Source organism: Kitasatospora sp. NPDC056184 (assembly GCF_042268405.1).
GTDB lineage: Bacteria > Actinomycetota > Actinomycetes > Streptomycetales > Streptomycetaceae > Kitasatospora.
The window spans coordinates 216370-229539 of record NZ_JBHJUI010000011.1; the positions used below are offsets into that span (position 1 = coordinate 216370).

The 13170-nt window shown below is 75.9% G+C and carries 14 protein-coding genes; 9 read left to right on the forward strand and 5 right to left on the reverse strand.

The genetic code is table 11. The annotated features are described in order from the left end of the window. The gene (locus ACFC0B_RS23010; RefSeq protein ID WP_376088701.1) at positions 1 to 1140 is read right to left on the reverse strand and encodes a serine hydrolase domain-containing protein; all 1140 of its coding nucleotides are present in this window, start codon (positions 1138 to 1140) and stop codon (positions 1 to 3) included. A gap of 88 nt (positions 1141 to 1228) precedes the next feature. After that, positions 1229 to 2233, reverse strand: coding sequence for a sigma factor (locus tag ACFC0B_RS23015; protein ID WP_376088704.1), 1005 nt, complete (start codon positions 2231 to 2233; stop codon positions 1229 to 1231). A gap of 111 nt (positions 2234 to 2344) precedes the next feature. Here ACFC0B_RS23015 and ACFC0B_RS23020 point away from each other — a divergent pair, with 111 nt between their 5' ends. Next, complete coding sequence (locus ACFC0B_RS23020; protein WP_376088707.1) at positions 2345 to 2749, forward strand: hypothetical protein; 405 nt, start codon at positions 2345 to 2347, stop codon at positions 2747 to 2749. Positions 2750 to 2820: 71 nt separating this feature from the next. Here the strand turns inward: ACFC0B_RS23020 and ACFC0B_RS23025 are convergent, their stop codons facing one another. Beyond that, positions 2821 to 3648 (reverse strand): SDR family oxidoreductase, encoded by an 828-nt coding sequence (locus ACFC0B_RS23025; protein WP_376088710.1) that lies wholly within the window; start codon positions 3646 to 3648, stop codon positions 2821 to 2823. Between the two features lie 129 nt (positions 3649 to 3777). On the opposite strand from ACFC0B_RS23025, the gene ACFC0B_RS23030 reads away from it, so the two are divergent. Then, on the forward strand, positions 3778 to 4440 hold the full coding sequence (locus ACFC0B_RS23030; RefSeq protein ID WP_376088713.1) for a TetR/AcrR family transcriptional regulator: 663 nt from the start codon (positions 3778 to 3780) through the stop codon (positions 4438 to 4440). A gap of 135 nt (positions 4441 to 4575) precedes the next feature. Then, positions 4576 to 6165, forward strand: coding sequence for a serine protease (locus tag ACFC0B_RS23035; RefSeq protein ID WP_376088716.1), 1590 nt, complete (start codon positions 4576 to 4578; stop codon positions 6163 to 6165). A gap of 27 nt (positions 6166 to 6192) precedes the next feature. Here the strand turns inward: ACFC0B_RS23035 and ACFC0B_RS23040 are convergent, their stop codons facing one another. Beyond that, the gene (locus tag ACFC0B_RS23040) at positions 6193 to 7005 is read right to left on the reverse strand and encodes an arylamine N-acetyltransferase (RefSeq protein WP_376088719.1); all 813 of its coding nucleotides are present in this window, start codon (positions 7003 to 7005) and stop codon (positions 6193 to 6195) included. Between the two features lie 70 nt (positions 7006 to 7075). Further along, the gene (locus tag ACFC0B_RS23045; RefSeq protein WP_376088722.1) at positions 7076 to 7723 is read right to left on the reverse strand and encodes a TetR/AcrR family transcriptional regulator; all 648 of its coding nucleotides are present in this window, start codon (positions 7721 to 7723) and stop codon (positions 7076 to 7078) included. A gap of 86 nt (positions 7724 to 7809) precedes the next feature. Between ACFC0B_RS23045 and ACFC0B_RS23050 the strand changes: the two genes are divergently transcribed. The 6 genes from ACFC0B_RS23050 to ACFC0B_RS23075 all read left to right on the forward strand — a co-directional run bounded on the left by ACFC0B_RS23050 (position 7810) and on the right by ACFC0B_RS23075 (position 12970). After that, a complete protein-coding gene (locus ACFC0B_RS23050; RefSeq protein WP_376088725.1) occupies positions 7810 to 8367 on the forward strand; it encodes a DUF1453 domain-containing protein in 558 nt (185 codons plus the stop codon). Between the two features lie 147 nt (positions 8368 to 8514). Then, positions 8515 to 9189, forward strand: a complete 675-nt coding sequence (locus tag ACFC0B_RS23055; RefSeq protein ID WP_376088728.1) for a hypothetical protein — start codon at positions 8515 to 8517, stop codon at positions 9187 to 9189. Positions 9190 to 9298: 109 nt separating this feature from the next. Then, entirely contained in the window at positions 9299 to 9955 is a 657-nt protein-coding gene (locus ACFC0B_RS23060) for a class F sortase (protein ID WP_376088731.1), read from the forward strand. Between the two features lie 110 nt (positions 9956 to 10065). Beyond that, positions 10066 to 10941 (forward strand): hypothetical protein, encoded by an 876-nt coding sequence (locus tag ACFC0B_RS23065; protein WP_376088734.1) that lies wholly within the window; start codon positions 10066 to 10068, stop codon positions 10939 to 10941. Then, positions 10938 to 11720, forward strand: a complete 783-nt coding sequence (locus tag ACFC0B_RS23070) for a response regulator (protein ID WP_376088737.1) — start codon at positions 10938 to 10940, stop codon at positions 11718 to 11720. Before ACFC0B_RS23065 ends, ACFC0B_RS23070 begins: the two co-directional genes overlap by 4 nt. Continuing rightward, a complete protein-coding gene (locus ACFC0B_RS23075) occupies positions 11717 to 12970 on the forward strand; it encodes a sensor histidine kinase (RefSeq protein WP_376088740.1) in 1254 nt (417 codons plus the stop codon). The genes ACFC0B_RS23070 and ACFC0B_RS23075 overlap by 4 nt, the downstream gene beginning before the upstream one ends. Positions 12971 to 13170 lie beyond the last annotated feature (200 nt).

Below are 13170 nucleotides of genomic sequence, written 5' to 3' on the forward strand. Positions count from 1 at the left end.
TCAGCGGCAGAACTCGGCCTCCGCGAGCCCGCGCTCGCCCTCGACCCAGTCGGCGTTGGTGTTGAACGCGGCCGCGTGCCGCCCGTCGCGGGTGGTCAGCGCCACCGTCGACGAGCCGTGGATGGTGCCCGTGTGGCCCCAGAGGGTGACCCCGCAGGAGAGCTTCACGCTCCCGATGCCCAGCCCGGGGCCGCCACCGGCCGGGAGCATCTCGTCCAACTCGGCCCGCGGCAGCAGCTGTCCGCGCACCAGGGCGGAGTAGAAGCGGGTCAGGTCGTTGGTCGTGGAGATCATCTCCCCGGCCGCCCCGCCCCACGACGGGTTGAGCTCGGTGGTCTCCAGCGGCGTCGGCGAGCCGCCGAACAGCGTGGAGTAGCCGAGCGCGTGCGGCCGGGGCAGCCCGGCGGCGGTGCCGGGCAGGGTGGTGGCGGAGAGGCCCAGTGGCCGGATGATCCGCCGCTCGATCTCCTCGCCGTACGGGCGGCCGGTCACCTTGCCGATGATCATCCCGGCCAGCACGAAGTTGGTGTTGGAGTACGAGCGGGACGTTCCCGGGGCGAACAGCGGCGGATGGGAGACCGCCGTGCGGACCAGGTCCTCGGGCCGGTACGTGTCGTAGCGGTGGAGCAGGAAGTCCGGGCCGGCCAGCCGCTGGATCATCGCCGGATCCTCGTCGTAGGAGAACAGCCCGCTGGTGTGCCCCAGCAGCTGCCGGATCGTGATCGCCGACCCGTCGTTCCCGTTGCCCCGCACCACGCCGGGCAGCCACCTCTCCACCGGGTCGTCCAGGGATATCCGTCCCTCGGCCCGGAGTTGGAGCACCACCGTCGCGGTGAAGGTCTTCGTCAGGCTCCCGATCCGGAACCGCTCCCGGGGCGACCGCGGCTGCCCGGTCGCGGTGTCGGCCGCCCCGACGGCCGCCGACCAGCCTCCGCCGCCCTCCCGGACGCCGGCGATCGTGCCGGGCAGGCCCTCCGCCCGGACGAGCTCCGCCATCGCCGCCCTGGTCGCGCCGTGGACGCCGTCGCCGTGCCGCCCCCGGTCGTCGGCCGCCACCGCCGACGTCACCGTGCCCGCCGTCACCGCGGCGGCCACCGCCACCGCACCGAAACCGCGCCGAAGCGCCCCCTGCCGAGCCATACCGACCTCCGAGGTCCGAATCGCCCGCCCCCCGCTGATCGGACCAACGGCCGGTCCGCGCGGGGTGGTTCCCCGCGGGGCCGGGACGTCAGAGCGTGCCGCCGCCGACCGTCCAGCGGGTCAGCTTCTCGGGGTTGCGGACGGCCCAGATGCGGGTGATCCGGCCGTCGGCGAGGTCGAGGGCGGCCACCGTCGCGGTGGCGCCGTCGCGTTGGGCGACCAGGCCGGGGAGGCCGTTGACGGTGCGTTCCAGGAGGGTGAGCCCCGGCGCCTTCTCGGCCATGAGGACGAGGTACCGGGCGATGCGCGCGCCGCCCTCGACCGGGCGGAGCACGGCGCCGACCAGGCCGCCGCCGTCGGCGACCATCGTGGCGGCCGGGTCGAGCAGGCCGACCAGCGCCTCGATGTCCCCGGCCTCCCAGGCCCGCCTGAACCGCCGCACCACCTCGGCCTGTTCGGCCGCCTCGGCCTGCCGGGCCTGCCGGGCCTGCCGGGCCTGCCGGGCCTGCCGGGCCCGCCCGGCCGCCGGGGCACCTGCGGCACCTGCGGCACCTGCGGCACCGACCCGTCGGCGGCCGGAGGAGGCCAGTTGGCGGCAGGCGGCGGGGGTCCGGTCGACGATCGCGGCGATCTCGGGGAAGGGGTACCGGAAGACGTCGTGCAGGACGAACACCACGCGCTCGGCGGGCGTCATCGACTCCAGGACGACGAGGAAGGCCATGCGCACCGACTCGTCCAGGGTGATCCGGTCGGCGGGGTCGGCCGGGCGGCCGCCGGTGCCGCCGAGCCACTCGGTGCGGTCGGGCAGCGGCTCGGGCAGCCACTCGCCGACGTAGCGCTCGCGCCGGACCCGCGCCGAGCCGAGCACGTCCAGGCAGATCCGGCTGACCACCGTCGTCAGCCAGGCGCCGGGCACCTCGACCGCCCGCCGCCGCGCCGGCGTCATCGCGTACCAGCGGGCGTACGCCTCCTGCACGGCGTCCTCGGCCTCGGCCGGTGCACCGAGCATCCGGTAGGCGAGGTCGATCAGGTGGCGCCGCTCGCCGACGGCCGCGTCCGCCGGCCGTTCGGAACGCCCGTCCTCGGTCCCCACGCTGGTCGCCCCCCGTTCGTGCCCGCCCGCCTCACACTTCACGGGCCTGCGTCGTCGAATCAGCGGGACACTACCGATCCACCGCCGCGAGGCAGGAAGAGGGACCGCACCATGGCCATCCCGAGCAACGCCGTCGAGCGCCGCAGCTTCACGTTCCCGCAGGTCGCGGTCGGCCTGCAGACACTGGCGATCTTCTTCCAGGCGACCACCGCGGGCCTGCTGCTCTCCACCGGCTACGGGGAGACGCTGCACAGCGTCGGCGCCCGGGTGATGTACGGGGCCTCGATGCTCTACCTGCTGGCCGCGGTCCTGGCCTGGCGGCCCGGGGGCGGCCCGGCGCGGCCGGTCCTGTACGCCGCCGGCTTCCTCGCGCTCGCCTCGGTGCAGGTGGTGCTGGGTGTCGCCCACGAGCCGGCGCCGCACGTCCCGCTGGGCGTGCTGATGTTCGGCCTGAGCCTGCTCGACCTCGGCCGGGGCCTGGGCCTGGGCCGAGGCCCGCGCGCCGCCGCCCGGTAGCGCCGCGCCGCCCGGTAGCGCGGCGCCGCGCCGGGGCGGGACGGCTCCCGGCCCGGCGCGCCCGCGCCGTCTCAGAGGGTCAGCGCGGTCGGCTGGGCGTCCGCGCGCATCGCGGCGTCGGTGCCGCCGTCGACGAACAGGGTGGCCCCGGTGGTGAAGCGGGCCTCCGGCCGCAGGAACTGGTGCACCCAGAAGGCGATGTCCTCGGGCCGGCCGAAGACGCCCAGCGGCATGGGGGTGGGGAAGGAGTCGGCGTCCGGCTCCTCGCCCACCCCGGTGGACCCGAGCATCAGCGGGGTGACCACCGCGCCGGGGGCGATGACGTTGAGCAGCACGCCCTCGCGGGCCCACGCCGGCGTGACCGCCGTCCGGCGCACCCAGCGGGCCAGGGCGAACTTGGAGCTCGCGTAGGCGGAGATGCTCGGCGCGGCCTGCGCCACCTCGGCGGGGGTCGCCGCCTGGGCGGCGCGGGCGTGTTCGCGGGCGGCGTCCTCGTCACCCGCGAGCAGCAGGTCGACCAGCGTGTCGTCGATCATCGGCACGGTGGTCGAGGAGTTGGAGCCGATCACGACGGCGCGGCCCGCCGAGGAGCGGGCGAGCGCGGGGCGCAGCCCCTCCAGCAGGGCGACCGGGCCGAAGTAGTTGATGGAGGCCACCGCGCCGGCGTCCTTCATCGCGGGGCCGACGCCGGCCACCGCGGCGACGCCGTCCAGGATCCCGCCGGAGGCGTCCAGGATCCCCCGGACGGCGGCTGCCCGGCCTTCGGCGGTGCCCAGGTCGGCGGTGATGTCGGCGTCGTGGAGGTCGACCCCGATGACGGTGTGCCCGGCCTCCCGGAGGACGGCGGCGCTGGCGGCGCCCATGCCCGAAGCGGAGCCGGTGACGGCGTGGATACCCATGGTGCGAGCCCTCTCGATCACGTGCGCGCCGGCGCACGGGACTGGCGGGACGCCCGTTCCGGGCATCTGCCAATCGCGATTCAATCACTGATTGAATGGTAACCCGGGTTCCTGTGGTGCAATGGCGACATGCCGGATGGAACCGCCCAGAACCCCGCCCCGACCCCGCACCCAGCCCCGTCCCCGGACCCCGCCCCGACCCGGGACCGGCTGCTCGCGGCCGCCGAGCGGCTCTTCCTCCAGCGGGGCGTGGGCCAGGTGTCGGTGCGGGCGATCAACGCGGAGGCCGGCCTCAACCCCGGCGCGGTGCACTACCACTTCGGCTCCCGGGAGGGCCTGGTCGCGGCGCTGCTCGGGCGTGAGCTGCTCCCGCTCTGGCAGGACCGGCTGGAGGCGGCCACCCTCCACCCGGCGACCACCGGGCCCGCGCAGGTGCGGACGCTCGTCGCGGCCGTCGCCGAGCCCTTCGACGAACTGGTGCGCACCGAGCGCGGCCGGATGCTGTGCCGTCTGCTCGCCCAGACCATGCTCACCGCCGACCGCCCGCTCAGCGGTTCCCCCTGGGCGGGCACCGCCCCGTTCGAGGTCGTCCTCGGCCGGGCGCTGCCCGAGCTGACCGTCCACGAGATCACCGACCGCTGGCGGCTGGCGTTCACCACGCTGCTGGAGGCGTACGGGCGGCCGCTCGCCGCCGACGCGGCCTCCGCCGTCGAGCCGTCGTTCCCGGAACTGGCCACCGTGGTCGCGTTCCTCACCGCCGGGCTGACCGCTCCCCGGCCGGACGCCGGGTAGCCACGACCGCCTGCGCGACTGCCTGCGCGACCGGCTGAGCGACCGGCTGAGCGACCGGCTGAGCGACCGCCTGCGCGGCGCCCGGACGTGGTCCGGATCACAGGAACTCCGGCGGCCGTGCGGGCAGGTCAGGGCATGAGCACAACTCCTGTGACCCGCCGGAACGCCCTCCGGTCCCTCGCCGTCGCCGCCACGCTGGTGGGCGGCCTGACCCCCGCCTGGGACGGCGCGGCCTCCGCCGCGGAGGCCGAGACGTACACCCTCACCATCCGGCACGTCGACCGCGCCGGCCACGCGCCGGAGCGGTACTCCACCACCGTCACCGGGATCTCCGGTCCCGGCGCCGGCGAGCTGGTGAGCCCGTACGACGCCTCCGGCACCACCACCGTGCAGCTGCCCAAGGGCCGCTACCTGCTGGAGAGCAGCCTCTTCACGAGGGTGCAGGCGGACGGTACCGACTGGATCGTCCAGCCCCGCCTCGACCTCGACCGCGACACCACCGTCACCGTCGACGCGCGGACCACCGCCCCGGTCGACGTCCGCCCCGCCGACGGCGCCGCGCGCTTCCTCCAGGGCGGGATGTTCCTGGAGGTCACCCACCAGGGCACCACCCGGATGGCCAGCACGGTGAAGCTGACGCCGGGCCCCCTGCGCGTGGCCCACCTCGGGCCGGAGAGCGAGGCCGGGTCGGTGCGGCAGTGGTACGACACGTACTGGACGAGCGACACCGCCACCTACGCGCTCGGCCAGACCTTCTCCGGCACCCGCGCGCTGACCGGGCTCGCCCACCACTACACCGCGCAGGAGCTGGCCACCCTGCGGATCCGTGCGGTGGCCCAGCCGGGCACCGGGGGCACGGCGACCGTGGACCTCGCGCCGACCCCCGGACAGGGCGCCGGACCGACCATCGGTGTCGTGCAGGACATGCCCGTCCCCGGCACCGCCACCCTCCTCGTCACGCCCCAGCGCGGTACCTGGGACCTCAGCTTCGCGACCCGCGGCGCCGATGGCGCGCCGGGGAACCGCTACTTCGCCGACCGCCTCGCCCTGCGGGCCGGGGCCACGACCACGCAGACCTTCGACGGCCCGGTCTTCGGCCCCGCGCTCACCGACCGCCCCGGCGTCGAGCGCGACGGCGACACGCTCACCACGCACCTCCCGCTGCTCGCCGACGGCGACGGCCACGCGCCGTCGGCGCCGTCCTTCGACACGGCCTACACCGCGCTCCACCGCGACGGCGTGCTGGTCGGCGCCCGGTCCGGCGCGGACAGCGCGGCCGGCCGCGCGGCCTTCACCGTGCCCGCCGAGAAGGCCTCGTACCGGCTGGCCGCCACGGTCACCCGCAGGACCGCGACCGGCGCGACCACCCGGGTGAACGCGGCCTGGACCTTCTCCTCGGCCGCGACGGACCGGCCCGCCCCGGTGCCGGTGAGCGTCGTGCGGTTCTCGCCGGAGCTGAGCCCGGCCGGCACGGCGGCGGCCGGGAGCCCGATCCGGGTGCCGGTCACCGTGCAGGGCGCCGCCGCGGACGGCCGGGTCCGCGCGCTGAGGGTCTCGGCGTCCACCGACGGCGGCGCCTCGTGGACCGCGCTCCCGGTCGACGCCGGCGCCGTCACCGTCCGGAACCCGTCGGCGGGCACCGGCGTCTCGCTGCGCGCGGAGCTGACCGACACCGACGGCAACACGCTCGACCAGACCGTCTTCGACGCCTACCGCACCGAGTAGCCGCCCAGGCCGGGGACCGAGTGGCCGCTACCGCTCGGGTCGGACGTCCGGCGGCGGGGTGATGCCGAACTCCGCCTCCAGGACCTCCCGGACGCCCCGCCCGCCGTCGAGCTCCTCCACCGTCAGGGTGCCGTCCCCGGCGGTGCGGGTGAGCGTGCTGCCGTCCAGGGACAGGTGGCCGTGGGGGAGGGTCCGCTGCACGAAGAGGCGGCGGAACGGCGAGCGCGGGTGGGTGGCCACGTACCAGTTGGCGAGGTTGATGTCGGGCTGAGGCGCCGGGTCCAGGGTGAACGACACCAGCTCCCGCCACGCGTCGCCCGCCCGGATCTGGAGCACCCACACCGGCACGGGGCCGTCCGCCTCCTCCAGGACCAGCCGGTGCCGGCGGCCCCGGCCCTCGCGGACCAGGCCGGGGACCATCGGCAGCGGCTCCAGCAGCGCGTCGCGCGAGCCGAACCCGACGTCGGCGAGGTGGCGCGCCCCGTCCGCCCCGGGCACCCGGACGGCCAGCACCAGGTGGGTGCGCGGCCGGACCTCCCCGGGGCGGGCGCCCGCCCGCACCCGGCCGGTGTGGCGGGCGACCTCGAAGCCCACCTGCTCCAGCACGGCGGCGAACAGCGTGTTGTGCTCGAAGCAGTACCCGCCGCGCGAGCCGCTGACGATCTTGGCCTCCAGATCGGCGAGGTCCAGCGACGGCACGGTGCCGACCACGACGTCGATGTTCTCGAACGGGACGGCCAGCACGTGCGCGTGCTGCAGTGACCGGAGCGTGGCCAGGGTGGGCGCCCGCTCGCCGTCCCACCCGATCCGTGCGAAGTACTTGTCCAGGTCGACGCTCATACCGCCACCGTACGGACCAAGCGGTGGCCGGGCCTCCGGCTGCGGTTCGGCTCGCGGTGGACCCTGGGACCTAGGTCCCGTCGCCCCCGTCGCTCCGCCGTTCCGCCAGGTCGCGCAGGTGGCGGCGGAGGATCAGCAGGGCGGCCCGCGGGTCGACGCCGTCCGGGTGGAGGACCATGCCGAGGGCGAGGCCGTCCAGCAGCGCGGCCAGCCGCTCCGTCTCCAGCCCGAGGTCCAGGTCGCCGGGGACCCCGCCGACCCGCCGGGCCTCCTCCAGCACCCGGGCGATCAGCCGGCGCGTCGACTCGTGCAGCAGCGCCGTGCCGGGCCGCAGTTCGGGGCGGGTGCGGGCGGCGGTGGTGAACGCCAGCCACAGCACCGCCTCCTCCCGCCGGGCGGCGTCCAGCGGGAGCAGTTCCGCCAGCAGGGCCTCGACGGCGGCGCGCCGGTCGGGCCGGGTGCACGGGGCGGCCGGGTTCAGCAGGCGCTCGGCGTGGCCGTGGATCCGCTCGCCGATCCGCCCGCACAGCTCCTCCATCGCGAAGATCACGACCTCGGCCTGGCTGTCGAAGTAGTGGCGCACCGAGCCGATCGCCAGGCCCGCCTCGTCGGCGATGTTGCGCAGCGAGGCGTGTTCGAGTCCGTCCCGGCCGACGATGCGCAGGACGGCCCGTGCCACGTCCTGGCGGCGGGTTTCGGGGATGACGACCTTAGGCATGTTGTTGTTATAGCACGGTCGAGCTAAATTGGGCCGCCGGACATCCGGGCGGCAGACGGCCCGGGAGCACAAGGGGGGTGCGGGCCGTGCAGACATGGCTGCTCGTGACGATCATCGCGGTGGCCGCGGCGGCCGTCGTCGTCAAACGGCTGATCGGCGAACCGGTCAACCTCCGCGACCTCTTCGGCCCGCCGGTGGTGCTCACCGCCCTCGGCGTCTGGTCGGTGCTGGAGGCCGAGGAGCTGAACGGCGCCGACGCCGGCTGGGCGGTCGGCGGCTGCCTGATCGGCCTCGGCCTCGGCGCGCTGCGCGGCGCCACCGTCGCGCTGTCCCGCCGGAACGGCGTGCTGTACCAGCGCTACACCGGGCGGACCTTCCTCGTCGTCGTCCTCGCCCTCCTGGCCTCGGCGCTCTACGGCCTGCTGGCCGGGAAGCTCGGCATGCACGAGGCCGCCCGCCCGGTGAACCTCTCCATCGGCGTCGGCTTCCTCGGCGAGGCGCTCGTCATCGGCTACCGGGGGCTGCGCGGCGGGACGCCCTTCGCGCCGGAGCGGCCGGGCCCGCTGGACCGGTACGCCGGCCGGTCCGGCCGGTCCGGCCGGTCCGGCCGTTTCGACTGGTTCGACCGGTTCATCCGCCGCTGAGCGGGCGGGCCGCAGGTCGTTACAGAGCCGATGAGCCGCTGTGACACGACCGGCCGGGGACCGCGACACGGGCTTCCTAGCGTCACTCCCGACGCGCCGGCCGCACCCGGCCGGGGACCGCGTCGCCGAGATGAATGGAGAGTTCGTATGGCTACGCGTACGACCAGGAACCGCGCCGTCGTGCGGCTGACGGCCGTCTGCGCCCTGACCGGCGCCGCGCTGCTGACCGTCGTCACCGGCGGGCAGGCCTGGGCCGACGGCGGCACGCCCACCGCGACCCCGTCCCCGGTGGCCACGCCGACCGTGGCCCCCTCGCCGACCGGCACGCCGACCGTGGCCCCGACGCCGACGGGCACGCCCACCGTGGCCCCTTCGCCGACCGGCACGCCGACCGTGGCCCCGACGCCGACGGCCGTACCCACCGTGACCCCGGGCCCGGTGGCCACGCTCCCCGCGGAGGTGGCCGTGATCGCGGGCCCGGGGAACACCTACACCTTGCGCGGGAACGTGCGCTGGGGGACCAGCTACCTGTTGCAGGAGGGTCCGGGAGGGGAAAGCGTGATCCTGGTGTCCGGGAAGGAGCCGAACACCTGGACCAAGAGCCCGGCGCCCAAGGGGCCGGCGGGCAAGACCGGTACCGGCACCGGCGCCGGTCAGCCGCAGGTCCGTGCAGTGCCGAAGGGCGCCGCGCAGGCCGGTGACGGGTCCGCCGCGGGCGACTCGTCCGGCCTCCAGCTGGTCGGCGGCAGCGTCGTCGCGGCCGTCGGCGCCGGGGCGCTCGGCTTCGCCGTGCTGCGTCGCCGCTCCGGTGCGCGCGGCTGACGACGGCCGCCCGGTCGGGCGTCGCCGCGGGGGGCGCGCCCGGGACGGGGGGTCGTGGCCGGGCCGGCTGAACCGGAGCGTCTTCGGGGCGGCCGGGCTGCTCTGCCTGGTGCTCGGCACGACGGTGGCGCTCTCCGACCAGCGGGAGCCCCCGGTGGTCCGGGTGGAGACCTCGGCGCGCCAGGCGGCGGGGGAGACCGCTTCGGCCGCACCGGCGGCGACGCCGGCCGCCACCGGCACGGCGGCCCCGGCCGTCCCGGCCGCCACCGGCGCGGCAGCCGCCGCGCCGAGCCCGTTCGCGGCCTCGAAGCCGACCCGCCTGCTCGTCCCGGCGGCCGGCGTCGACGCCCCGGTGACCGGCCTCGGCCTGAACGCCGACGGCACCGTCGAGGTGCCGACCGTCGAACGGGCCGGTGAGGCCGGCTGGTACCGCAACGGCCCGACCCCGGGGGAGACCGGGCCCGCCGTCCTGATCGGGCACTACGACACCGCGCGCGGCCCGGCGGTCTTCCGGGGCCTGCCGAAGCTGCGGCCGGGGGACCTGATCCAGGTGCGGCGGGAGGACGGCAGCACCGTGGACTTCAAGGTCCGCGAGCTGGTCCAGGCCGCCAAGGACGCCTTCCCCACCGCCGTGGTGTACGGCGACACGGCGGCGCCCGAGCTGCGCCTGATCACCTGCGGCGGCCGGATCGGGGCCGACGGGCACTGGACGGACAACATCATCGTCCTGGCGGACCTGGCCGTCCCGGCCGCCTCCGCCGGCTGATCGGGCTCCGGCTACCCTGCCGGACGGCGCCCGCCGGGGAACCGGCGGGCGCCGTGCCGACGACCTATCACCGGACACGAACCAACGCGGACAAGGAGGGTCACCGGAGGATGAGCACCATCGCCCGTCGCCCGCACGCCGTCCGGACCCTCCTCGCCGCCGCGCTCCTCGCCCTCGGGGTCGGCTGCGCCGCTCCCGGGGAACTGCGCGACCACGGCGCGGCGGCGGCCGTCACACCTCCGCCCGCCCGCCTGGCGCTCTGGCCGGACCGGGCTGCGGCGCCCTCTCCGGAGCCCGGTCCGGCCCGTGTCGCACAGCCGACACCGCTGCCGGTCCCGGACATGAGCGTCGCGGAGCAGGACGTCACCTCGGTGGACGTCCGCACCCTGCTGGCCAAGGACCCCGAGGTGGGCCTGGAGGAACGGCGGGCCCTCGACCCCTGTGAGGGCTGCGAGATCCGCAACGCCGAGTACCGCGACCTCACCGGCGACGGCCGGCCGGAGCTGCTCGTCGTCGTCGGACTCGTCAGCGCGGACGTGCTGCACGTCTACACGGTGTCGGACGACCGGCTCCTGTCGATCCTGAGGGTGCAGCTGCTGAAGCGGTTCGGCGCCGAGATGGTCGGCATCGACCTGTGGCTGTACGAGCCCACCACCGTCCAGTCCCGGACCAGCCGCCGCTTCAGCTGGGACGGTACGCGGCTCGTCCTGGCCGAGCAGAAGGTCGAGGGCATCGGGCCGATGCCGGATACCTCCGCGGTTTGGGTGGTCGGCTCCTACCGGGTGCCGACCGTCGAGGACTACGCGGTGACGGCCGTTCCCCGGCCGGAAGCGCCCTCGGTCCGGCAGCCCACGTCCTCCGCCCCGGGCTCCGGAGCGGGCGCGCCCGCTCCGCAGCCGTATTCGATCCGCCCGGTCACGCCCACCGCCGTGCCCACGGCCGCGCCCACCGCGCGGCCGCCCGCCCGCCCGGAGGCCAAGCCATGAACCCCACGGCACCCAGCCACCCCCGGATCCTCATCGTCGAGGACGACGAGGTGATCCGGGAGGCCACCCGGATGGCCCTGGAGCGCTACGGCTTCCCGGTGGCCACGGCCGCCGACGGCCTGGAGGGGCTGGAGGCGTTCCACGCCGAGCGGCCCGACCTGGTCCTGCTCGACGTGATGCTGCCGCTGCTCGACGGGGTCGGCCTCTGCCGGCGGATCCGCGAGGAGAGCCAGCTGCCGATCCTCATGATGTCGGCGCGCACCGATCCGGTCGACGTGGTGTCCGGGCTGGAGGCGGGCGCGGACGACTACGTCGTCAAGCCGTTCGAGAGCGCGGTGCTGGTCGCCCGGATCCGCACCGTGCTGCGCCGCATCCGGGTCGTCCCGGTGGCCCCCGCGCCCGAGCCCGCACCGGCCTCCGTGCCCGCCCCCGGACCCGCCGCCCCCGGACCGGCGATCCCCGGACCGGCGGCCCCCGAACCCCGCACGCCCGTGCGCAGCTTCGACGGCCTGGAGGTGGACACCGACTCCATGGAGGTCCGCGTGCACGGCCGGCTCGTCCCGCTCACCCCGACCGAACTGCGCCTCCTCCTGGAGTTCACCGCCGCGCCCGGCATCGTGCTGGAGCGCGCCGTGCTGCTGGAGCGGGTCTGGGACTACGAGTGGGGCGCCGACACCCGCGTGGTCGACGTCCACGTGCAGCGGCTGCGCGCCAAGATCGGCGGCGGGCGGATCGAGACCGTCCGCGGCTTCGGCTACAAGCTCCGGCGGGCCGAATGACGCTGCGCCGCCAGATCGCCACCGCCGTCGCCGCCATCTCCGTCCTGGTCGCGGTGGCGGTCGGCCTGCTCGTCCACCAGGCGATGGTCCGCCAGCACGTCGGCCAGGCGCGCGGCTCCGCGCTCACCGCGCTGGACGCGGCACTCGGCGCCTACCAGCGCGGCGAGGACCTCACGGGAGGCGGCCGCCGGCACGCCGCGCTGGACGACCCGGCGCTGCCCGGGCGGCTGCGCACCCTCGCGGCGCAGGAGCGGCGCGGGTCGCTGCTCGCGCGGGGGCCGGAGGGCGAGTCGATGTGGGCGGCGGGCGCCGTGAGCGGCGGGGTGCTCTCGGTCCGGCTCGACTTCGCCCAGGACCGCCGGGCGATCGCCGACCTGGACCGGATCATCCTGATCACCGTCACCGCCTCGGTCTTCACCACCGTGCTGGTCGGGGTGCTGGTCGCGGACCGGATCAGCCGCCGGTTGCGGAGGGCGGCGACGGCGGCCCGCGGCATCGCCTCCGGGCGCACCGACACCCGGATCGGCGAACTCGTCGACGGCCGGGACGAGGTCGCCGACCTCGCGGCCGCGGTCGACCTCATGTCCCGGGAGCTGTACCGGCGGCTGGAGGACGAGCAGCGGTTCACCGCCGACGTCGCGCACGAGCTGCGCACCCCGCTGACCGGGCTGGTCACGGCCGCCGAACTGCTCCCCCCGGGGCGGCCCACCCAGCTGGTGCAGAACCGGGTGCAGGCGCTGCGCGGACTGGTCGAGGACCTCCTGGAGGTCTCCCGGCTGGACGCCGACGCCGAACTGCCCGACCTCTCGGCGGTGCCGCTGGAACGCGCGGTGCGCCGCACGGTCGCGCTCACCGGTCTGGACGTCGCGGTCGAGGTGGCGGCGGACGCGTCCGTCCGCACCGACCTGCGCCGGCTCGACCGGATCCTCGGCAACCTGCTCCTGAACGCCGACCGCCACGGCGGCGGCACCATCGAGCTGCGCGTCGACGGCCACCGGATCACCGTCCGCGACCACGGCCCCGGCTTCCCCGCGGAACTCCTGCGCGACGGCCCCCAGCGCTTCCGCACCAGCGTCCGCGAACGCGGCAGGGGCCACGGCCTCGGCCTCACCATCGCCCAGGGCCACACCCGCGTCATCGGCGCCGCCCTCGCCTTCACCAACCACCCGGACGGCGGCGCCCTCGCCACCCTCACCCTCCCGCAGACCCCGGACGACACCGCCGAGGACGGTCCGGCGCTCACCGCGTGACCTGACCGAGGCGGGGAGTTCGATGGCGAACCACCGGTTCACGGGATCCCGATAGCGGATTCCCGGCACGGTAGCGAAGTCCCGGAAAAATTCGTCGGTCGGTGTGCAACCGTTCTTCCCGGCCGCGTGTCTGAATGACCATGAGGCGCCAAGACGCCTTGGGAGCACTGGCCGAGGAGGGGTTCTCGGCCCGGCTCACC